At 38.3% G+C, this 20,488-nt stretch carries 17 protein-coding genes; 5 read left to right on the top strand and 12 right to left on the bottom strand.

Features of this window, described 5'->3' with window-relative positions:
- Positions 1-38: 38 nt before the first annotated feature.
- The 6 genes from BMW39_RS09360 to BMW39_RS09385 all read right to left on the bottom strand — a co-directional run bounded on the left by BMW39_RS09360 (position 39) and on the right by BMW39_RS09385 (position 6,497).
- Entirely contained in the window at positions 39-1,496 is a 1,458-nt protein-coding gene (locus BMW39_RS09360) for a serine hydrolase domain-containing protein (RefSeq protein ID WP_051879854.1), read from the bottom strand.
- 139 nt (positions 1,497-1,635) lie between these two features.
- Entirely contained in the window at positions 1,636-2,775 is a 1,140-nt protein-coding gene (locus BMW39_RS09365) for a helix-turn-helix domain-containing protein (RefSeq protein WP_034974057.1), read from the bottom strand.
- A gap of 389 nt (positions 2,776-3,164) precedes the next feature.
- The gene (locus BMW39_RS09370) at positions 3,165-3,608 is read right to left on the bottom strand and encodes a hypothetical protein (RefSeq protein WP_131474283.1); all 444 of its coding nucleotides are present in this window, start codon (positions 3,606-3,608) and stop codon (positions 3,165-3,167) included.
- 389 nt (positions 3,609-3,997) lie between these two features.
- Positions 3,998-4,378, bottom strand: a complete 381-nt coding sequence (locus BMW39_RS09375) for a VOC family protein (RefSeq protein ID WP_034974061.1) — start codon at positions 4,376-4,378, stop codon at positions 3,998-4,000.
- 18 nt (positions 4,379-4,396) lie between these two features.
- On the bottom strand, positions 4,397-5,425 hold the full coding sequence (gene hemH, locus BMW39_RS09380) for a ferrochelatase (protein ID WP_034974340.1): 1,029 nt from the start codon (positions 5,423-5,425) through the stop codon (positions 4,397-4,399).
- Between the two features lie 193 nt (positions 5,426-5,618).
- The gene (locus tag BMW39_RS09385; RefSeq protein WP_034974063.1) at positions 5,619-6,497 is read right to left on the bottom strand and encodes a NifU family protein; all 879 of its coding nucleotides are present in this window, start codon (positions 6,495-6,497) and stop codon (positions 5,619-5,621) included.
- Between the two features lie 373 nt (positions 6,498-6,870).
- Here BMW39_RS09385 and BMW39_RS09390 point away from each other — a divergent pair, with 373 nt between their 5' ends.
- Together BMW39_RS09390 and BMW39_RS09395 are read left to right on the top strand one after the other, a co-directional pair.
- Complete coding sequence (locus tag BMW39_RS09390; protein WP_034974065.1) at positions 6,871-7,389, top strand: gamma carbonic anhydrase family protein; 519 nt, start codon at positions 6,871-6,873, stop codon at positions 7,387-7,389.
- Positions 7,390-7,428: 39 nt separating this feature from the next.
- A complete protein-coding gene (locus tag BMW39_RS09395) occupies positions 7,429-8,367 on the top strand; it encodes a YihY/virulence factor BrkB family protein (RefSeq protein ID WP_034974067.1) in 939 nt (312 codons plus the stop codon).
- A gap of 3 nt (positions 8,368-8,370) precedes the next feature.
- Here BMW39_RS09395 and BMW39_RS09400 read toward each other — a convergent pair whose 3' ends face one another.
- Positions 8,371-8,805, bottom strand: a complete 435-nt coding sequence (locus tag BMW39_RS09400; RefSeq protein ID WP_034974069.1) for a hypothetical protein — start codon at positions 8,803-8,805, stop codon at positions 8,371-8,373.
- Positions 8,806-9,013: 208 nt separating this feature from the next.
- On the opposite strand from BMW39_RS09400, the gene BMW39_RS09405 reads away from it, so the two are divergent.
- The 3 genes from BMW39_RS09405 (at position 9,014) to BMW39_RS09415 (ending at position 15,017) form a co-directional block, all read left to right on the top strand.
- Positions 9,014-9,898, top strand: coding sequence for an ABC transporter ATP-binding protein (locus tag BMW39_RS09405; RefSeq protein WP_034974071.1), 885 nt, complete (start codon positions 9,014-9,016; stop codon positions 9,896-9,898).
- Positions 9,891-13,592: an ABC transporter permease/M1 family aminopeptidase gene (locus tag BMW39_RS09410; RefSeq protein WP_051879855.1), complete on the top strand. Its 3,702-nt coding sequence runs from the start codon at positions 9,891-9,893 to the stop codon at positions 13,590-13,592. Before BMW39_RS09405 ends, BMW39_RS09410 begins: the two co-directional genes overlap by 8 nt.
- 363 nt (positions 13,593-13,955) lie before the next feature.
- The gene (locus tag BMW39_RS09415) at positions 13,956-15,017 is read left to right on the top strand and encodes a DUF4407 domain-containing protein (RefSeq protein ID WP_245750471.1); all 1,062 of its coding nucleotides are present in this window, start codon (positions 13,956-13,958) and stop codon (positions 15,015-15,017) included.
- Positions 15,018-15,047: 30 nt separating this feature from the next.
- Here the strand turns inward: BMW39_RS09415 and BMW39_RS09420 are convergent, their stop codons facing one another.
- The 5 genes from BMW39_RS09420 to BMW39_RS09440 all read right to left on the bottom strand — a co-directional run bounded on the left by BMW39_RS09420 (position 15,048) and on the right by BMW39_RS09440 (position 20,487).
- Complete coding sequence (locus BMW39_RS09420) at positions 15,048-15,395, bottom strand: hypothetical protein (protein WP_034974073.1); 348 nt, start codon at positions 15,393-15,395, stop codon at positions 15,048-15,050.
- 188 nt (positions 15,396-15,583) lie between these two features.
- Positions 15,584-17,044, bottom strand: coding sequence for an IMP dehydrogenase (gene guaB / locus BMW39_RS09425; RefSeq protein ID WP_034974075.1), 1,461 nt, complete (start codon positions 17,042-17,044; stop codon positions 15,584-15,586).
- 268 nt (positions 17,045-17,312) lie between these two features.
- Positions 17,313-18,950, bottom strand: coding sequence for a BamA/TamA family outer membrane protein (locus tag BMW39_RS09430; protein ID WP_245750472.1), 1,638 nt, complete (start codon positions 18,948-18,950; stop codon positions 17,313-17,315).
- A 70-nt stretch (positions 18,951-19,020) separates the two neighbouring features.
- Positions 19,021-19,815 carry an SDR family oxidoreductase gene (locus BMW39_RS09435; RefSeq protein WP_034974076.1) on the bottom strand — a complete coding sequence of 265 codons (795 nt, stop codon included), beginning with the start codon at positions 19,813-19,815 and terminating at the stop codon, positions 19,021-19,023.
- A complete protein-coding gene (locus tag BMW39_RS09440; protein WP_034974077.1) occupies positions 19,816-20,487 on the bottom strand; it encodes a hypothetical protein in 672 nt (223 codons plus the stop codon).
- Position 20,488 lies beyond the last annotated feature (1 nt).

Here is a 20,488-nt window from a genome sequence, read left to right on the forward strand (position 1 = left end):
GATCTGAGGCGGTTTTTTTATTCAAAGATGGCTAAGGATTATTTTCCTTGATTAATGACTTTTATAATGTCAGTTAAATCATCTCTGACTGATGTGACAGAACTTAGTTTTCCATCACTAAATTCAAATTTCAAAAGATTTGGATAATCGATCACTTTAAAGGATCCGTTTTTCAAATAGACCAACTCATTGTCCTTTTTGCTTCTAAAATGGTCCAAAAGCATAGATTCCACGTAAAGGCGGTTGTCTCTTTCCACAATTTTTGTTTCTACTTCTTGTCCGTAAAGGAAATCGTTGTAAGTTCCAATCAGTTTTTCTTTTAGATTTAAAGGAATTTCTTGTGATTCCTCACTTTGGAAATTTCCTTTCCAATTCATCAGTCTTAGAATTGTTCTCTGCGTGTTTCCCATTACCGGAAAACGATTCGGTTTTTCACCATTGGCAAGATAAGCGTACCCATTCCCATCTTTCATCGTTCCCATTACATTACCGCCAACTCCGGTGTTTGAACCGTTGCAGGCAAACCAATCATAATTGTTGTAAGCAAAAGATTTTTGCCAACCATTGCTCCATCCGCCTACAGCTTGTTTCAAAATGGTAACTTCTGTCATTTTTTTCGCAACATCTTGAGAGATCACTTTATTATTTTTGTTGCGCAACGCATTCTGAATTTCTATAGCGATGATTGCCAGTTCAGTCGGAGTAGACCACAGTCCAGAAGGACCAACTTGTGGCGTGATTGGCAAACCGGTTTTAATGATTTTTCCTTCATTGTCGTGTACCAAAGCAACGTTTGTAAGAAATCCCTTTTCATTCGGCTGTATCATCGTCGTGTTTTTTAATCCAAGCGGAGCAAAAATATACTGTTTTGCCAATTCAGCAATCGAGGTTTTGAATCGGTCTTCCAAAGCCATTTGAATGATGGTGTAGCCGCCACCGCTGTATTGCCACCTTGTTCCCGGTTCAAAGAAAAATTCGATCTCTTTATCATATCTCGGAATTTTACCTTGCAGGCTTTCCACTAATGTTGGGATTTTTTCACCTTCATAATGGTCTTCAAAACCTTCCTGAGTAGTTCCTGCAGTGTGATTCAAGAATTGTTTCCAAGTCGGGCTTTTGTTCTCGGTGAATTTGCTTTTTGGCAAATGCCATCTTTTTAGAGACTGGTCAATCGGGTCATCAAGATTCAGCAAACCTTTTTCTTCCAAGATATAGCAAAGAAGTGCGGTGATGGGTTTTGCAATTGAGGCTGTCGAAAAAGCCGTGTTTTCATCAATCTTTTCTGGCGAATTCATAGACTTGACTCCAAATTGTTTCGAATAGACAATCTTATAATTTTCAAAAACAACCACGCTGAATCCCGGAAGTTTATACTTTTCTAATTGTTCTTCGATTTTCAGACTGTCGGTAAGAAAGCGGTAATCTTTTTTCTGTCCAAAGATTGTGGCGCTTGTCATTAATAATAAAAAAAAGCTGGCATAAAAAATAGTTTTCATTGTATCATAATTTAAAGGTTGATTAATATTTCGATACAAAGATGTGGAAGCACAAAATCCTATGCGACCGAGTAAAAGTATTCGGCCTTATTTTTTGAAAAGAATTGGTAGGAATAATCGAATGATGTAGTACGAGTAATTACAAAGTGTTCATTTGTAATGACTTGCGATATTCGGTGGGCGTATTTCCCGTATGCTTTTTGAAAGCGGTGTTGAAGGAAGATTTCGAATTAAATCCCACTTCATAGAGTATTTCAAGAATCGTCACCTTGGATTTTGAAGGATCTCTAAGGATTTCCATTGCAGTTTCGATTCGGTAAGTATTCACAAAATCATAAAAATGCTGTCCCAACTGATGATTGATCAAAACCGATAATTCTCGAAACGGAACATTCATCGCTTCGGAAATATCCTGGATCGTCAAAGCTGGATCCAGAAATGGCTTTTCATCGCTCATATATTTTTTAAGTTTCAGAAGGTCATCGTTCAGAGTTTCCGGCTCTGTCTTTTGATCCTCCAAAACCATGTCAGCAACGAGTTTCAATCTCGAGTCGATATTCCTGAAAAGGCCGGGATGATTCAGCGCTTTGTACAAATACCAGCAGATGATGAAAAGCTGCGACACCAGGATCCCGATTTTGATCCGGTCGGAAACATACGTATAATCGGAAAATTTGAAAATGTTTTTAAGAATGACAACCAGATAAAAAACCGTCAAAACGCCCGTGAACTGAAACAGCCACTGGTAAGAACTGAGATCTCCACCCGAATTATTTTCCAAATACAGCTTCTTCGCCCTCCTCAACAGCAGAAAAATCGCCGCAAAATAAACCATGATCTGAAGATGGAACAGCCAATGCGTAAACTGTAACTCTACCATATTTTGGCGATTGACGATAAAATCAAACTTTGAAGCCAGATCGACACTATAGAAACGCGGCGTCAACAAAGCATTCACAACCAAAAACGGGATCAGATGTAAAAAATACTTAGGCTTCCATTTAAAATCCGAATAACAAACCGACAACACATAAAGATAAAAAACGGGGATCTGAAGAAAAGATACCGTGCTCCGTAACATCCCAAGATTCGAAGGACCATCGGAAAATAGACTCACCAAAGGCTCGCTGATGTCGATTGCGCTGATGATCAGAAAAAAAGCAAAGATCCGATTACTGCTTTTGTGCGTCGTCTTCACCGTCAGCAGAAAAAACGCCAGAAAAAACGAAACGAACAGCGAGATCACCGTCACCACCCCTAAAAGATCCAATTTATCCATTTAAAACCCTGTTACGCATTCCTGTTCGCACTTATTTTTCGTAAAGATAATTATTTTACCTCTGGAAAATAACGAATTAGAATCGACGCAAAAAGATTTAATAGTTTTAGGAGCCGAGAACCTGCTTTCCGTTGCAATTCCTCGCGCCCTCGCTTACATCCCGAGCGGAGTCAAATTGCCATCGCCTGCTGTGGGATTTCCACTGCAATCAGGGCTATGGGTTTTCAGGGTAAAATAACATTTATAGAATGTTCTAGATTTTGTCATTCTGAAAGAATCTAGATTTAACATTAGAAGAGTCAATCTCGGCAGAATCGAAGAGTTTTAGGAAAAGGCAGATTAAGAATTTTGAATGTTAGTTTTGGACTTAATCATTTTAACTAATTTAATCACAGAATAGATGTGAAAATCAACATAAGAGCAATTAGTAAAATTGCATATTTAAGGTTTTCATTCTTTTTATAAATGATTTTATTATTGATTTCAATTTGGAGCGGGTTATGTTCCTTGCTTCCATTTACGCTGTGATAATATTTGATTTGCTTACCAATATTATCTTTCTTTTGAATTTGAGGCCAATACTTGTCATATTCTTCACTGCTTTGTATTTCTGAGCCATCTGTCATTTTAATAATGAGTGATGTAATGTACTTTCCAGGCAAGGAGCGGCTGTTGTTTTTTTCTTTAAGAATTCTAGTTGACTCTACTATTTTCGTTTCGTATTCAAGATTTTTAATATCTGTAAATAGATTTGGAAGTACAAAATATGGAACGCAAAAAAGTAAAACTGCCGTCATCAAGAATATTCCAAAATTGCTATCTTTCGTTTTCATTGTGTGAATGAGATTTTTAGCATTTCTCATTTAATTTCGTAAAAGTAATTTAAATTAAGATTTTAATCATGCAAAAACTGCTAAAAGTGTAAGTCCAATTACAAAGATCATTCAAGCAGTACTCCATCAAAGTGGTTATGTCAGTATGACAGAACCGCCTCAATCTCCCCGAATAACAAAAACACATTTTACGTATAGGATGCATATACCGACCGTATACCGATAGCACCTCAAAATATATGTCAAAATGTCAATACGCTTCAATGTATTCCAACGAGAAAAATACACTTAGCTCACGAAAACCTCACGGCGATCTCACGAAAACAGCCCATCAAAAACCAATCATAAAATGACAAAAAAAACTCCAATGAAAATTGAAGTCTTGTAATTTATTTAGTAATTCTAAGGTCAGAAATAATAATCTTATAATGGTCACAATCCTCGAAGCAGATGCCATTCTCTTTCCAATACGGATTCTTCGGTGTCAAAGTCGGGACTTTAAAATGTTCGAGATTAGCCAAGATCTTCTGGAACTCTTCTAGGGTTTCCGGATAGAAAACCAAGATGTCATCATCATCAAACTTTGACTCCGGCAAATTTCCGTCCTGTGTGAACTCCAGATGCCAATTCTCACCAGCTTTGCCTAGGAAAACACCATCATAACCATTGTGATCTTCAAACTTCCCAATCACTTCAAACTCCAAAACGGAAGTGTAGAAGTAGATCAGTTTCTCAAGATTCTGCGTATGTCGTGCGTATCGAAAAACCATTAGATTTGAATATTAAGATTAATGAAAGTAAAAATCATTCAGCTTCTCTTCAGAAAGCGTTTTCACAACATTCACCCAGCTTTGTTCCTCGTTCAGACAGGGAATGTAATCGAATCTTTCACCACCACCGTGCAGGAAAATCTCCTTACCTTCCACAGAGATCTCTTCCAAAGTTTCCAGACAATCGGAGACAAAAGCAGGACAAACGATGGCTAGTTTCTTAATGCCTTTTTTGCCAAGACCTTCCAAAGTAGCGTCTGTGTAAGGTTCCATCCATTTGTCTTTGCCCAGTCTGGACTGGAAGGTGACCATTACTTTTTCTTTTGGCAAACCAAGTTTTTTGCACACCAGTTCGGTCACTTTGTAACATTGGTGTCTGTAGCAGAATTTGTGCGAAGGATTGTCTTCCTTTTGGCAACAAGTATTCATATTGCAAGTATTCGTAGGGTCGGTTTTGTAAATATGACGTTCCGGCACACCGTGATACGAAAACTGCAACAGATCAAAATCCGCAGGAAGTTTTTCTCTGATACTTTCAGCTAAAGCATTGATGTAGATCTCGCGGTCGTAGAATGGCTCCACGTAATTGATCTTGATATCTGGGAAGAATTTTAATCTTACTTCCTCAGCTTTGTCAATCACCGTTTCCGTAGTACTCATCGCATATTGCGGATAGAGTGGGAATAGAGTAATTTCGGTCACGCCTTGGTCTACCAACTCCTGGATTCCAGTTTTGATGGAAGGTTCTGCATAGCGCATTCCCAAACCAACCGGAACATCCACAATCTCCTGAAGTCTTTTCTGAAGATGTTTGGAGATCACGATCAAAGGCGAACCTTCGTCGGTCCAAACGGTTTTATACGCTTCCGCAGATTTCTTCGGTCTGGTTTTCAGGATGATGCCCTGAACCAAAAGGGCGCGGAAGATCCAACGGTAATCGATGACCTTTTCGTCCATCAGGAACTCGTCCAGATATTCCTTTACATCTTCCACAGATGTTGACTTTGGCGAGCCAAGGTTTACTAATAAAATACCTTTTTGGTTAATTGTTTGATTCAAAATATCTAATGTTTGAAAATAATCGCAATATTGTCATTCCGTAGGAATCTCTACAAAAACTGTTTAGATTGACTTCGTCGAACCACTTCGTTAGGTTTCCTACGGAATGACAAACTGTATGTTATATTGATTCTTCTTTTGTACTGTCAGGCTGAGGCTCTCGAAGCCCATCAACTAAATATTATCCATTCACAGCTTCCACATTCTCCACCAATTCCGGAACGAATTGTTTCAGAATGTTCTGGATTCCGTTTTTCAAAGTTGCTGTTGACGATGGACAGCCACTGCACGCGCCTTGAAGCAACATTCTTGCCGTTTTGTTTTCCTGATCATATTCGATCAACGAGATTTTTCCACCGTCGTTTTCTACGGCTGGTGCCACATATTCATTCAAAATGTCGCTGATCTTTTGCTCGTCATTGGTATATTCTCTGTTGATGATCTTCAACATTGGATTTTCGTGCTTGTGAGGTTCTGCGTTGGAAATGGCTTTTCCAGCTTGCAAAAATTCAGCGATGAAAGAACGAACTTGATTCATTATCTCGTGCCATTCAAACTGACCGTCTCTGGTCACAGCAACGAAATTATCACTCACATAGATTTCTTTCACAAAATCAAAAGCTTCGTACAATTCTTTGGCTAATGGCACTTCTTCCGCTTCTTCTCTGGATTTTACCTCGATGAAACCATCCATCAACATTTTGCTGGAGATGAATTTCATTACTGCAGGATTTGGCGTCATCTCAGAATAGATCTGATACATTTCTTTTTTCTTTTGAAGATAAATTCGTGGGTTCGCCAACAATTCGTCCTCGATGATATTTTTCAGACTTTCGGAAACGTGGTCCCATTCAACTGTATCTTCTTTTGCTACCGCAATAAAATTGGCTGTAATGAAAATTCTATTGACGAAAGGATAATTGAAAAGTTCTTGTGCCAACGGAATTTCTGAAATATCAGATTCTCTGTCTAATTCAACTGAACCCGGAATCAGATTGTAGTCCGTCACGAACTTCATCACTTTTGGATTCTCTGTTGGTTCTATAATGATTTGTCTCATTTTAAGTATATTGAACTACAAAAATATCGTAATTTGGTGGAACAAAAAAGCCGATGAATCCCAATGTTGTGTTAAGTTTTGATTATGAGTAGGTTTGCGGATATTCGATTTTTTCTATTGGTTTGATTTTGGCTGTTTCGGATGACAAAACGTGAATAGAAGACGAATCTGCGCCCCGGCCTGAACGGAAATCCTTTTTTGCTTTGACTTAATTTCTACTTAATGGAAACCTGACTGCAAAAAAGATTGACTTCGTCGAACCACTTCGTTAGGTTTGGGAGTGGAGGACGGATAAAGGCGCCCAAAGTAATATTCAGGAAGGAATTATTTTCAAAATCAATTATCATTTATAAATTATCAATTATCTAAAAATATGGCAATTATAAGAGAACTTTTAGGGAAAAAACCTCAGTTTGGAGAGAATGCATTTGTGGCAGAAACGGCTGTGATCATTGGCGATGTGACGATGGGAGATGACTGTAGCATTTGGTACAATGCTGTTTTGAGAGGCGATGTGCATTACATCAAAATGGGAAATAAAGTGAATGTCCAGGACAACGCGATGATCCATTGCACATATAAAAAAAGTCCGACGACGATAGGCAATAATGTTTCAATTGGTCACAATGCGATTGTTCACGGTTGTACGATCAAAGACAATGTGCTAATCGGAATGGGGGCGATTGTGATGGACGATTGTATCGTGGAAAGCAATTCGATCGTTGCGGCGGGTGCCGTGGTAACGGCGAATACGATTATTAAAGAAGGCGAAATATGGGCTGGCGTTCCGGCGAAAAAAGTAAAAGATATTTCGCAAAGTCTGATTGAAGGCGAGATTGACAGGATTGCAAATAATTATGTTAAATACTCCAGCTGGTACAAACAGGAGTAGATTGGTACAACTATTGGATTTTCCAAAGAAATGTAAACTATGACAAAGCTTAAATCTTTTTGGGAAGTTCTAAAGGCCACTTTTAGCGAATGGACATCATCCTCTGCATCCAAAGACAGCGCGAGTATGGCCTACAATGCGATATTTGCGTTGCCAGGTTTGCTAATCATCATCATCTGGACAACGAGTCATTTCTTTGGTGAAGAAGCGGTGAATGGCGAGGTCCGCCGACAATTGCAAGGGATAATGGGCTATGACGGCGCAAAAAGCATTCAAGATATTATTGCCAGCGCGATGGTGGACAAGGAGAATTTCTGGATGAAGGCTTTGGGTGTGGCGACTTTGGTTTTTGGTGCGACGAGCTTGTTTTTCCAAATGCAAAGCACGCTAAACAATCTATGGGATGTGGAAGCGGCACCGAAAAAGGCTTGGCAGAAATTCATTCTTGATAGAGCAAACTCCTTAGGAATGATTTTGATGATCGCGTTTCTGCTTTTGATAAGTATGGTCTTGTCATCTGTCATTGGTCTGGCCAATGGATTTATTACAAAATATTTTGGTGTCGATACTTACTTCATCATTCAAATCAGCAATTTTATTTTAGGATTGGCAGTGGTAACGGTTTTGTTTGCCATCATGTTCAAAGTATTGCCAGATGTCGAGATCAAATGGAAATCTGTTTGGATAGGAGCGATTGTAACGGCAATATTGTTCAATATTGGGAAAATGGGAATGAGTTTTTACTTTGATGTCTCAAAACCAACTTCCGTTTTCGGTGCTGCTGGAACTGTTATTTTGTTAATGATGTGGATTAATTATTCTTGTCAATTGATATTCTTCGGGGCAGAATTTACCAAAGTCTATGCTTTGAGAAAAGGACACAGCATTGTTCCATCGAAGCACGCGACTTGGAGCAAAGCAAAATTGTATCGGGATGCTGAGGAACAAAAAAAGCAAGTTGCTCCTCAGGAAATATAAACTTTATTTGAAAACGGGTCTATCATTTTCACAAACGATATTCTCCGGTTGCACAATTAACATACAATCTGATACCAGGTTGTATTTTTTGTTGTAGCCAGCAGATTTCTGATTGTAAGATTCCACTTTATCTAGAAAAGCCTTTTCGTCGATTTTGTTAGAGTAAGCGATGTAACTGACTGGTCCGCCACAAGCTTTCACGCCAAGTCCAACAGTTTTCCACTCAGCAGGGTTTGTACACTTTTCGCTGTTGGATAAGGTGATGATTTCCTCTCTCAAATAATCCATTTCATTGGATTCCTCTTTTGACATCGCGCCAATTGCAGTATTGTCTTTTGGCCTTTCTGGCAATGGTTTTGGAAGATTGTCCGCTGTGTAAGCTGGTTTACAAGACAATGCAAATGTTGAAACCAGACTTAGCAAAACTAAATTTTTCATAACTGAATTTTGAATTGAGCCATCAAATATAATACCTGTAACCATTTTCCTCCAATTTAATTTTGAATCCTTGATTGTTGTTATAATTAATCAAATATGTATGATAATTCCATAATGATTTATTGATATTCTTTAATTTTCTTGATGTTTTGTAACAAATAATGTCGGCAATCGTCTAATAAAATTATAATACTTTAAAAAATTAACTATGGAATTGAAGATAAATAACATTAGTAAAACCTACGCCAATGGTTTGAAGGCTTTGGATAATGTCAATCTTACGATTGGAAAAGGAATGTTCGGATTGCTCGGACCCAATGGCGCAGGGAAATCTTCACTAATGAGAACCATCGCTGGTTTGCAGGCGCCGGACAGTGGCGAGATTTTTCTAGGCGACCTCAATGCCTTGACCCAAAAAGAAGAACTTCGAAAAGTTTTGGGTTATCTTCCTCAGGATTTTGGTTTTTATCCGAAAGTGAATGCCGTAGAACTTCTCAATCATATCGCCATTCTGAAAGGCATTTCAAATAAATCTGAACGCAAGGAAATCGTCGAAGGCTTGCTTCATCAGACCAATCTTTTCGAGGCTAGAAAAAGAAACGTCAGCGAATATTCTGGCGGAATGAGACAGCGTTTCGGGATTGCTCAGGCGCTTTTGGGAAATCCAAAATTAATTATTGTGGATGAACCAACCGCTGGCCTAGACCCGATGGAAAGAAATCGTTTCCACAATCTCTTGAGTGAAATCGGGGAAAACACGATTGTCATTCTTTCCACACACATTGTGGATGATGTCAAAAATCTGTGCAACCGCGTGGTGGTTTTGACTTCCGGACACATTATTCTAGACGGCACTCCGAAAGGTGTGATAGAAGACTTCCAAGGTAAAATCTGGAAAAAACTCATCGAGAAATCCGAAGTTGAGGTGGCGAAAGAACAATACCAAGTGATTTCTACACATATTTCGGAAGGAAAAGTGGAGATTCGCGTTTTTGCGGAAACTCAGCCAGACGCTAATTTTATTCCTGTCGAATCCAATTTGGAAGACGTGTATTTCTCAAGTATCACCAAAAAAATGACAACCAATGTTTAAAGAATTATTCTCTTTTGAACTCAGGAACGGTTTCAAAAAATGGAGTACGCAGATTTACTTTTTGGTTTTCCTCACGCTTGGCGTACTCGTTGGATTGGGAACGACGGGCGCATTTGACACTTCAACCTCAGATTCGATTTTGACCAAAAATTCCTCTTTGGCAATCGCCAGATTGATTGTTGGGATGAGTGGCAATATTATGGTGCTTATCAACGGGATTATGATGATTAGCATTATGGCAACCGCGATTCAGAAAGATTATGCCTATAATTTTCACGGTTTGTTGTACACGACGCCAATTACCAAATCAGGCTATTTTTTCGGAAGATTTTTAGCTAATTTCCTCATAGCAATCTACGTTTTTTCAGGAATTTTAATTGGCTATTTTTTCGGGACGCTTTACGGACTTGGAACTCCACAACTTGGTCCAATCAATATCATCAATTTTCTTTGGCCATTTTTGATTTTCACAGTTGCAAATACTTTGATTATCGGTTCGATATTTTTCGCGTTGACGACGTTGACCAGAAGCACTTTGGCTTCCTACCTTTTCTGTGTGATTTTACTTTTGTTATCGATTTTGAGCGACAGCATTCTTTCCGACATCGAAAACAAAGATTTGGCCTCGCTTCTCGACCCATTCGGAAATTTTGCTTTGAAACAAATCACCGAATATTGGACGCCTTACGAGCAAAATGAAAACATAGTTCCGCTTTCGGGCGTTTTGCTTTGGAACCGTTTGGTTTGGCTGGGAATTTCGCTTTTGTGTGTTGGAGTTACTTATTTTAAATTTGATTTCAATCAATTTTTACAACCTTTTTCTTTATTTAAAAAGAAGAAAACTGCTTTGGTAGAAACTTACACCAATTCCGAAAAATCATTGCAAGAAATTCTGAATGTTCAAAAGGATTTTGGTTGGATGGCGAAACTGAAAGAGCTTTTTTACCTTTCTTTTTTTGAGGTCAAAAGAATTGTTTACACGCCATTTTTTGGAATAATTGCTTTCATTTTTGGCGTTTTGCTGATTGTGCTTTCCAATTATATGAAATCGATGTACGACGCAGAATCCATTCCTGTCACCTTTCTGATGGCGGAATTGGCGGAAGAAGGTTTGTCATTTTTCCTACTTTTATTAATTGTCTTTTTCTCAGGAAACATCGTTTGGAGAGAGCGTGAAAATAAAATCGATGAACTGATTGGCGTAAGCACAGTTTCCAATTTCAACCTGATGTTTTCCAAATTTTTGGGAATGGTCTGGATGGTCATCCTAATGCAGATTTTCTCTAATTTGATTTGCATCGGGATTCAGTTTTACAAAGGATTTTATGACATCGAACCATTGACGTATTTGAAATTCAACCTTTACAATCTGCCTTATTATCTGGTTTTGATAGGTTTCAGTTTGTTTGTTCAATTGATTGTCAATAACAAATATTTTGGATTTTTCTTGGCGATTTTCCCTGTCGTTTTCCTTCCGATTTTATATAATTATTTGGAGATGAATGGGATTTTGTATAGTTTCAATTCCAACGGACCAACGCTTCCTTATTCAGCTTTGAACGGTTTCGGACAAGTGCTTTACAGTTATTTCATTGTGAAATCATATTGGATTTTGATGATGTTATTCTTATTGTTCATCGCACTTTTGGTTTTCCCGAGAGGTAAGGAAAAAGGATTGTCCAAAAAATATCTGTTGTCGAAAACGTCATTCAAATTAAAACATAAAGCTTTACTGTTTCTATTCTTGTTCTCGACTGTCGGACTTGGTGGTTACATCTATTACAATACGCATCTTCTCAACAAATCCTACACGGAAGTTGAAATGGAAAAAATGCGTGTCGATTACGAGAAAAAATATAAATATCTGGAAAAGATAGACCAGCCGAGAATCGTTTCTTCAAATTTGAAAATTGATATTTTCCCTGCAAAATCGGGTTGGAGTGTAGATGGCGTTTATTACATCAAAAACAAACATCAAAAGCCGATTGACAGCATCATTCTCAAATATCCGAATAATCTGGACGGACATTATGCCTTCAAAAAAATGCAATTGGCTCGTTCCGGAAAAGAGATTTTCAATGATGAAAAAGCAGGTTTGAAACTTGTAAAACTCAATCAGCCACTTCAGCCTGGAGATTCTGTTGCACTCAATTTTCAATATGATTTTGAGCCGAAAGGTTTTGCCAACTCTGAGACGGAAACGGATGTGGTTGGGAATGGTTCATTTTTCAATTCCAATAATCTGCCTGGCTTAGGTTACAGCGCAGATGTTGAACTTTCGGAAAATTCTGCCCGAATAAAATACGGTCTGAAACCAAAACCAAGATTGGCAAAAGTGAACGACACGAAGGCGAGAATGAACAATTTCATTTCAAATGATTCCGACTGGATTCGTTTCCAGACTCAGATTTCGACTGATAATGACCAAATCGCCATTGCGCCAGGTTATTTGCAAAAAGAATGGAAAGCGAATGGTAGAAGATATTTCACCTACAAAATGGATTCGCCGATTCTCAATTTCTACGCATTTCTTTCTGCCGATTATCAAGTGAAAAAAGCAAAATGGAACAACGTGAACATCGAGGTTTATTACCAAAAAGGACACGAATATAATTTGAATCGAATGATTTCTTCCATTCAAAACAGTTTGAATTATTACACCAAAAACTTTGGACCTTATCAGCACAAGCAAGTCCGAATCATCGAGTTTCCGCGTTACGCTTCCTTTGCGCAATCGTTCCCGAACACGATTCCATACTCCGAAGAAATCGGTTTCCTGACGAAGATTGAACCCGACAAACCAGAAAAAATCGACCTTCCGTTCTATGTGACGGCTCACGAAGTTGCGCATCAATGGTGGGGACATCAGGTTGTTGGTGGCAATGTTCAGGGCAGTGCGATGATGTCGGAAACATTCTCGCAATATTCCGCTTTGATGGTGATGGAGCACGAATACGGCGCGCCTGCGATGAAAAAATTCTTGAGTTACGAGCTTGATAAATATTTGAAAGGCCGAACCAGAGAAGCGAAAAACGAAATGCCTTTGATGTTAATCGAAAATCAAAGTTACATCCACTACAACAAAGGAAGCGTCGTGATGTACGCGCTGAAAGATTATCTGGGAGAGGCAAAACTGAATTCGGTTTTGAAGAAATATCTGGAACAGACCAAGTTTCAGGAACCGCCTTACACCAATTCGGTGGAGTTTGTAAATCTTCTGAAGAAGGAAACGCCCGACAGTTTGCAGTACCTCATCAAAGATTTGTTTGAAACGATTACGCTGAACGAAAATTATGTGAAAGATTTATCTTACAAAAAAGTCGGAAAGCAATATCAAGTAAAACTCACTGTTGGAAGCGCAAAATACCGCGTTGATGGCAAAGGGAAATCGAAGAAAATTCCGGTTAACGATTATGTTGATGTCGGCGTTTTCGGACAAAAATCAAAGAAGTTTCCTGAAGGTAAAGAATTGATTTTCAAAAAAGTGAAGATGGATAAACCTGAGAAAACTTTTACGTTCTTGGTGAATGAAGAACCGTTGCAAGCTGGAATCGACCCGTACGCAAAACTGATTGACCGAAATATGAAAAATAACGTTCACGATTTCAAATCAAAACCGGACAAAGTCAATCTCGATGCGGATGAAAAATCTGGTGGCGCAGGCGTGAAAGTGACTGTGAACACGGGAGATTAATTTCGCTTCAAATATTATAATTAATAAAGTCTGCCTTTTAGAAAAGCAGACTTTTTTGTTTAAATCCTACATTTATATTTGGTTCGAACCACAAAAGGCACAAAAGTTTTAAACTTGTCAAAAGTTCAAAAAAGGAAAATGTCCTTTAAAAAATGGCTTTTTTTGTCTTTTGACAATCTTCTTTCTCGATTTTTCTTTTGTGAATTTTGTTGTTTTAAGATTTTTAAATCATAAATATTAGAAATAAAATTTGGTACATAATTAGCTATTTGGTTTTACCTAATACTATTTGTAACAATTTAACGTTTTGAGTTACATATTGTGATAATCATTAATATGAAAAATACATCTAACACTAATAAAATGAATTGGTTCCAGCACTTCTTGATGCTGTGTTCTGGCGCCAACATTCACCTTTTGAAGAAATCGCCAAGCGAATGGAACAAGTTTGCCGGAATTGGCGGAATCGTTTTGTTCACGGCACTTTTTGCAACACTTTCCGCGGGTTATGCGATGTTTACGGTTTTTGATAATGTTTGGACAGCCGTTGGATTTGGACTTCTTTGGGGATTGATGATTTTCAATTTGGATAGATACATCGTTTCTTCCATCAAGAAAACCGGAACGTGGTGGAATCAGGTTTTGATGACAATTCCAAGGTTGATTTTGGCGACGTTTCTCGGAATCATTATTTCAAAACCGCTGGAATTGAAGATTTTTGAAAAGGAAGTCAACAAACAACTGAACACGATTATTCAGAGAAATAAAAAACAACTTCAAGCTGAAATGACTGGAAGGATTTTGCAACAATCCGGCCCTTTTGATACAGAGAAGAAACAAATCCAAAATCAAATTAAGAATTACCAAATGGCTTATGATTCTGCGTCTGTAGAATTAGAAAAAGAAATTCTCGGAAAAGAATCTGGCCTGACGAGTGGGAAAGTCGGCTTTGGAACCAATGCCAAACGAAAAGCGGAATTGAAAGAACAGAAACGATTAGACCTCGAAAATTACCGAAAACAACAGCAATCGCGATTGGAATATTTGGATAAAGAAGTTTCGAAAGTCTACACCAATCTGGAAACCGAAAGAAAATCTACAGAAACTGTGGAGGACAAGTTCAATGGATTTGCGGCGCGTTTGCAAGCGTTAGATGAGTTGGGGAAAAATTCAGCAATCATTGCGCTGGCAGCGAGTTTCATTATGGGATTGTTCATCTGTTTGGAAATCTCACCGGTTTTAATCAAATTGATTTCCCACGTTGGCCCGTATGATTATCTCTTGGAAAAAACTGAGAATGATTTCCGATTATATTCGAAGGAAAAAATTACGAAAGGTAATTATCATACAGATTACCGCATTGATGATTTCAAAGATGACTTGGACATCCGGAAAAGAAAGAAAAATGACAACAATGACTTATAAAAGAAAAGCTTCCAAATTTGGAAGCTTTATTTATTTTAAATCGCCGACTACAAAAGGCTGTTCAGCATCTTCGTTGTAATCTCGTACAAATCCTATTTCTTTGGACTTCGTGATTTCGGATTTCGAAGTTCCGGAAAATCCATCCCCAAAATCAATGCTGAAATCAATATAACTCAATCTGTTTTTTGTAAATTTCATCTGATTGAAAACCAAAATGATATTCTTTTCTTTTAGGTTTTTCTGCAAGCTCAGCAAATCTTTTTTCGTCATTTCCTTATTGAAAACAACGGCTATCACTTTCTTGCTTGAAGTAAAAGAAAGCGTACCAAGTACTATAAATGATAGAAATAATAAAGAGAAGATTGTGGACTTTTTCATTGCGATATTTGCTTTTGCAAAACTATTAAATTCTTAGCAAACACAGCACCAAAGTTTTGATTTTTAATGCATTTATCTAATTTTTTTTATTTTTCTGAAAATTACCCTTATGAATTAGAGGTCAAACAAAAAAAGACTCCAAAATGAGAATTCAATTTGGAGTCTTTTTTATTTGATTTTAGAACTATTTAAAAAGAATAATTCGGAGCTTCCTGCGTGATGATGACATCGTGCGGATGCGATTCTTTCAAACCACTTCCGGTAATCATTACCAATTTCGAATCTTTCTGCAACGCTTCGATATCTTTCGCACCACAATAGCCCATTCCGGCACGTAAACCGCCAGTCAATTGGAAAATTACATCTTCCAGTTTTCCTTTGTGAGGCACTCGACCTTCGATGCCTTCTGGAACAAATTTCTTTGCCTCGCTTTGGAAATATCTTTCCTTCCCACCACGTTTCATAGCAGACAAACTTCCCATTCCTTGGTAAGATTTGAACTTTCTGCCCTGGAAAATGATTTCTTCTCCTGGAGCTTCATCCGTTCCTGCAAGAAGAGAACCTAGCATAACTGCTCCAGCGCCACTTGCGATAGCTTTTACAATGTCTCCGGAAAGTTTGATTCCACCATCAGCGATTACTGCTACGTTTTTCTTTTTTGCAAATTCGTAAACGTTATAGATTGCAGAAAGTTGTGGAACGCCAACACCTGCAACAACTCTGGTTGTACAGATAGAACCTGGACCAACACCAACTTTAAGGACGTTTGCACCCGCTTTTATTAAATCTTTTGCAGCTTCAGCCGTGACGATGTTTCCACCAACGATATCTAGGTCTGGAAATGTTTTTCTGATTTCTGAAATCTTATCCAAAACACCTTTTGAATGTCCGTGAGCCGAATCAATTGCGACGATGTCAACGCCAGCTTTTACTAATGCTGTAATTCTTTCAATAGTATCTTCGCCAACCCCAACGCCGGCTCCAACGATAAGACGCCCGTTTTCGTCTTTGTTCGCATTTGGATATTCTAATTGATTGTCGATATCCTTAATCGTAATCAGTCCAACCAGTTTGTTTTTCTTGTCTACGATAGGAAGTTTCTCGATTCTGTTTTTTAGCAAAATTTCTTTCGCAGTTTCCAGATTCGTGGTTTTGTCGGAAGTGATGAGGTTGTTTTTTGTCATTATTTCCTCCACTTTCACTTCAAGGTTTTCTTGATATTTCACATCTCTGTTGGTGATAATTCCGATGAGATAATTATTTTTATCAACCACAGGAAGTCCAGAGATTTTGTATTCGGCCATCAATGCTTTCGCTTCGGCAAGTGTATGGTCTTTGGAAAGCGTGACTGGGTCAGAAATCATTCCGTTTTCGGAACGTTTCACGCTGTTGACTTGTGCGGCCTGTTCCGCAATCGTCATATTTTTATGGATGAATCCAAGACCGCCAACTCTTGCGAGTGCAATGGCCAAATCTGCTTCTGTAACCGTATCCATTGCTGCGGAAACTATGGGAACATTGAGCGAAATTTTGTCTGTGAGTCTGGATTTTAGGGAAACCTGGTTAGGTAAAACTTCTGAATAAGAAGGGACTAATAGAACGTCATCGAAAGTGATGGCTGCCTCTACAATTTTGTTATGAATAGACATCTTTACTTTCTGTGCAAAATTAAGCTATTTATTTCGAATTTGAAAGTATCCTAATTTATTTGATAAATAGTTAATATTCAGAAAAATGATGATTGGATGACAAAACCCATAGCCCTGATTGTAGTGGAAATCCCACAGCAAGCGATGGACAAAGCAGGGCGCGAGGAATTGCAACGGAAAGCAGGTTCCCGGCTCCAAATATTTATGGATGATTAATGATAAGTGATGAATGATTTTTTATCAATTATCGGTTATCAAATATCATTTATCAAAACCTGCTCAGGATTCCCCAATGGATTTTTATCTCATTGAATTTGAATGGGTTGCCAAATTGGTTTCCGTTTGAAATCTGAAAACTCATCAAGCCGACGGGAAGAAAAAAGTTGAAACCGAGGCCTAAACTATACAATTTCGGTGAGATTCCCAAGGCTTTGTTGGACATCTGGCCGTACTGCGCAAAGAGGTCGAAAAAGGCTTGGTCATTGACGAGATAGCGATATTCGGCGCCGGCAAATGCGTAGAAATCGCTGATGAGACTCTGCTCGTTGAAACCGCGCATCGAGTTCCAACCGCCAAACCTAAAAAGTTCGTTTGTGGAAAGTTCGTTCTTGGCGCTGAGCAATGCGGACTCGGCCTTGATGTTCAGGTAGTGGTTTCCTGAGAGATTGAAGTTGTGTTCGGCGAAAAGGAAATATCGGATTTGGTCAAATTTTTCCTGCGTGTCGTCGTAGGTTGTCTTGAGGAAATCGGCTTCCACACGGATATTGCTTTTGTTGATGAACAGTGGAATGTCGCTTCCTTCCTGATATTGGTACCAAAGTCCAATCCCTTTTTTGCTGTAATCGCGACCGCCAGTATAAAGCGAATCCAAAATGGCAGACGACTCGAAAGTCCCTTTGAGACCGAGTTTTTGACGTGGCGAAAGGTGATAGTAAACCGCGGGCAGGAATTTCACATTCGCAAAAGTGGAGTCTTGTCGGAAAATATTGACGTTGACGTTCAGGCCGACGTTGCTTCCAAACGTGTACGGAATGTCGGTTTGCATATCGAAAGTCTGGCCTTTGTCGGGATTTCTTTGCCAGTAAACGCCGATGCTTTCGAAGCTGTTGAACATATTTTTGAGCTGGACGTTCAAGGTTCCGTTGACGGTGAATTTTTCGGTTTTGTCATTTCCGAAGCCAATCATTCCGTCGAACGTGTTGGTTTTTTTCTTTTGTGTAAAGAGAAAAACCTGCGTGGAATCCTTTGTGAATAAAGTTTGGGGCGGTTTTTCCAAAGTCACGAATTGGTGATTTTGTAAAGCCTGATTCATCGAAACCAAGTTTTTGTCTTCGTAATTTTTGCCGACATATTCTTTGTTCAAAGCTTTAACGAATTGTTTCGGTAAACGTGTGTAGCCTTTGTACACGATGGCGTCGATTTTCCTTTGAGATGATGTTACGACCGAGATTTTGACCGTTGGAATTCCGTTTTCCATTTTCTGGAATTTGGTTTTAACACGGTTGAAGGCGAAACCTTTGTTCCGATATTTTTGATTGATGTTCTTCTTGAGAGAGTCGAGGTTTTTCGTGTAGAGCTCGTTCTTTTGAAGTTTCAAATCTGAAACCAATGAATCCGAGAATTTGACATTGGCTTTGTTGAAATTCGGGCCTTTGTCGTAATAGATTTCGGTGCGGTTATCTATTTTTTTGACGTCTTTCAGTTCTGTGAAAAAGTAGGAGTTCTCTGTCAAAGAATCCAGAAACTTCACTGCTTTTGCTGAATCGGAAACTATTTTTTTGGCGTTGGTTTCTTTGTCGATGAGCCAATATTCTTTTTTCTGCGCGTTCAATAAAACACAGAAGAGAGTAAATATGAAGAAAAAGAAATATTTAGTTTTAACCACAAGGTTCACAAGGATTTTCACAAAGGACACTATTTTTAGTTCATTGTGAACTTTGTGAAAAAACTTAGTGCCTTTGTGGTTAAACAGAAAATCAATCCATTTTATTGTATTTCTTCATCAGATTCTCGTATGTGCCTTGCGGAAGAATCCATTTGAGCGGAACGCCAATTTTCTGACCGAATTTCCCAAAATAATAATGCGCTTTCCATTTCGATTTTCCTAAAAGTCCATCAAGGTAAACCGCCACATCCAAAGGTTCTGTGCCATCGCCGACGTGGGAATTCATCAAAGCGTAAACTTTGTCGAACACATTTTTATAAGGTTCGGAAACTTTTGTTTTGACACGATTTTCTGCAATATTCGTTTTGATGTCGCCCAAATGAAGTGAACAAACGTGGATATTCCAAGGATAAACTTCGTAGCGCATTGCTTCTGTCACTTTGTCCAAAGCGGATTTGGAAGCGGAATAAAATCCTCGGAAAGGCAATCCCATTTCGGAACCGATGCTGGAGACATTGATGATTTTTCCTGATTTCTGTTCACGCATTTTCGGCAAAACGGCGGTCATCATCTGGACAGAACCAATCAAATTAAGATTGAATAACTTCGTGATATCTTCTTTCGTAGAATCTTCAACCGAGCCAACCATTCCCATTCCGGCGTTGTTGATGAGCACATCGATTCTGGTTTCTGTTTTTAGGATTTCAGAAATGGCGTTGTCGATTTGGTCTTTGTCGGTAATGTCTGTCGGAATCGAAACGAAAAAATCCGAACTCACAGATTTTCTGCTCAGTCCGTAAACTTTGTTCCCTTTCTTCCCGAAATATTCTGCCAGCGCAAATCCAATTCCGGATGAAGTGCCTGTGATGATGATGGTTTTTGACATTTAGAAATTAAAAGATTTATTTGAATTAGGAATTTTGATTTCATTCTTTCCCATTTTGTACTCGTTCATTTTTATTAATTTGGGAAGTTTATAAGTGAATTCTTTATAATAATTTTCTGGAATTTTTCTGTTCGAGCCATCATCACAATCCGAATATTCTTCGCTTACAATGACTTTCCCAGTTGAAAAATTGATTTCATTTTTGAAATTATATTCGCAGGTGTCATCGTAATTAATTGATACACCAATCAAATAAAAATCTCCGTTTTGAAACCTAAAAGTGTGTTTAGAAGTGTCTGTGTGGCGAGAATTTGTAAAATACATTTGATTAATTATTAAACAATTGTTCTTAACAATCAATTCCAACTTATTATCATTTGGGTAAAATCCCGTTTTGCTATCAAAAATTAAGGTCGAATTCTCTTTCCAAATTTTTAATTTGCCATTGACGTTTTTTAGAATATAAAATTTTCTTACGAGTCCAGGAGATTCTGAGTCAGTTGTTTTATCTGTGTTGAAAACGATGACGGTTTCATCTTTTCCATCTTTGTCCAGGTCGCCTTTTGTTTCCAAGATTTTCTCGTAACCTTTTGGGATTGTGAAATCTTTCAGTTCCTGGGAATATGAAAATGTAAAAATAAATATGACTAAAAAAGAAAGAAGTTTTTTCATC

Origin of the sequence: Epilithonimonas lactis, from assembly GCF_900110605.1 — a bacterium.
Classification (GTDB): domain Bacteria; phylum Bacteroidota; class Bacteroidia; order Flavobacteriales; family Weeksellaceae; genus Epilithonimonas; species Epilithonimonas lactis.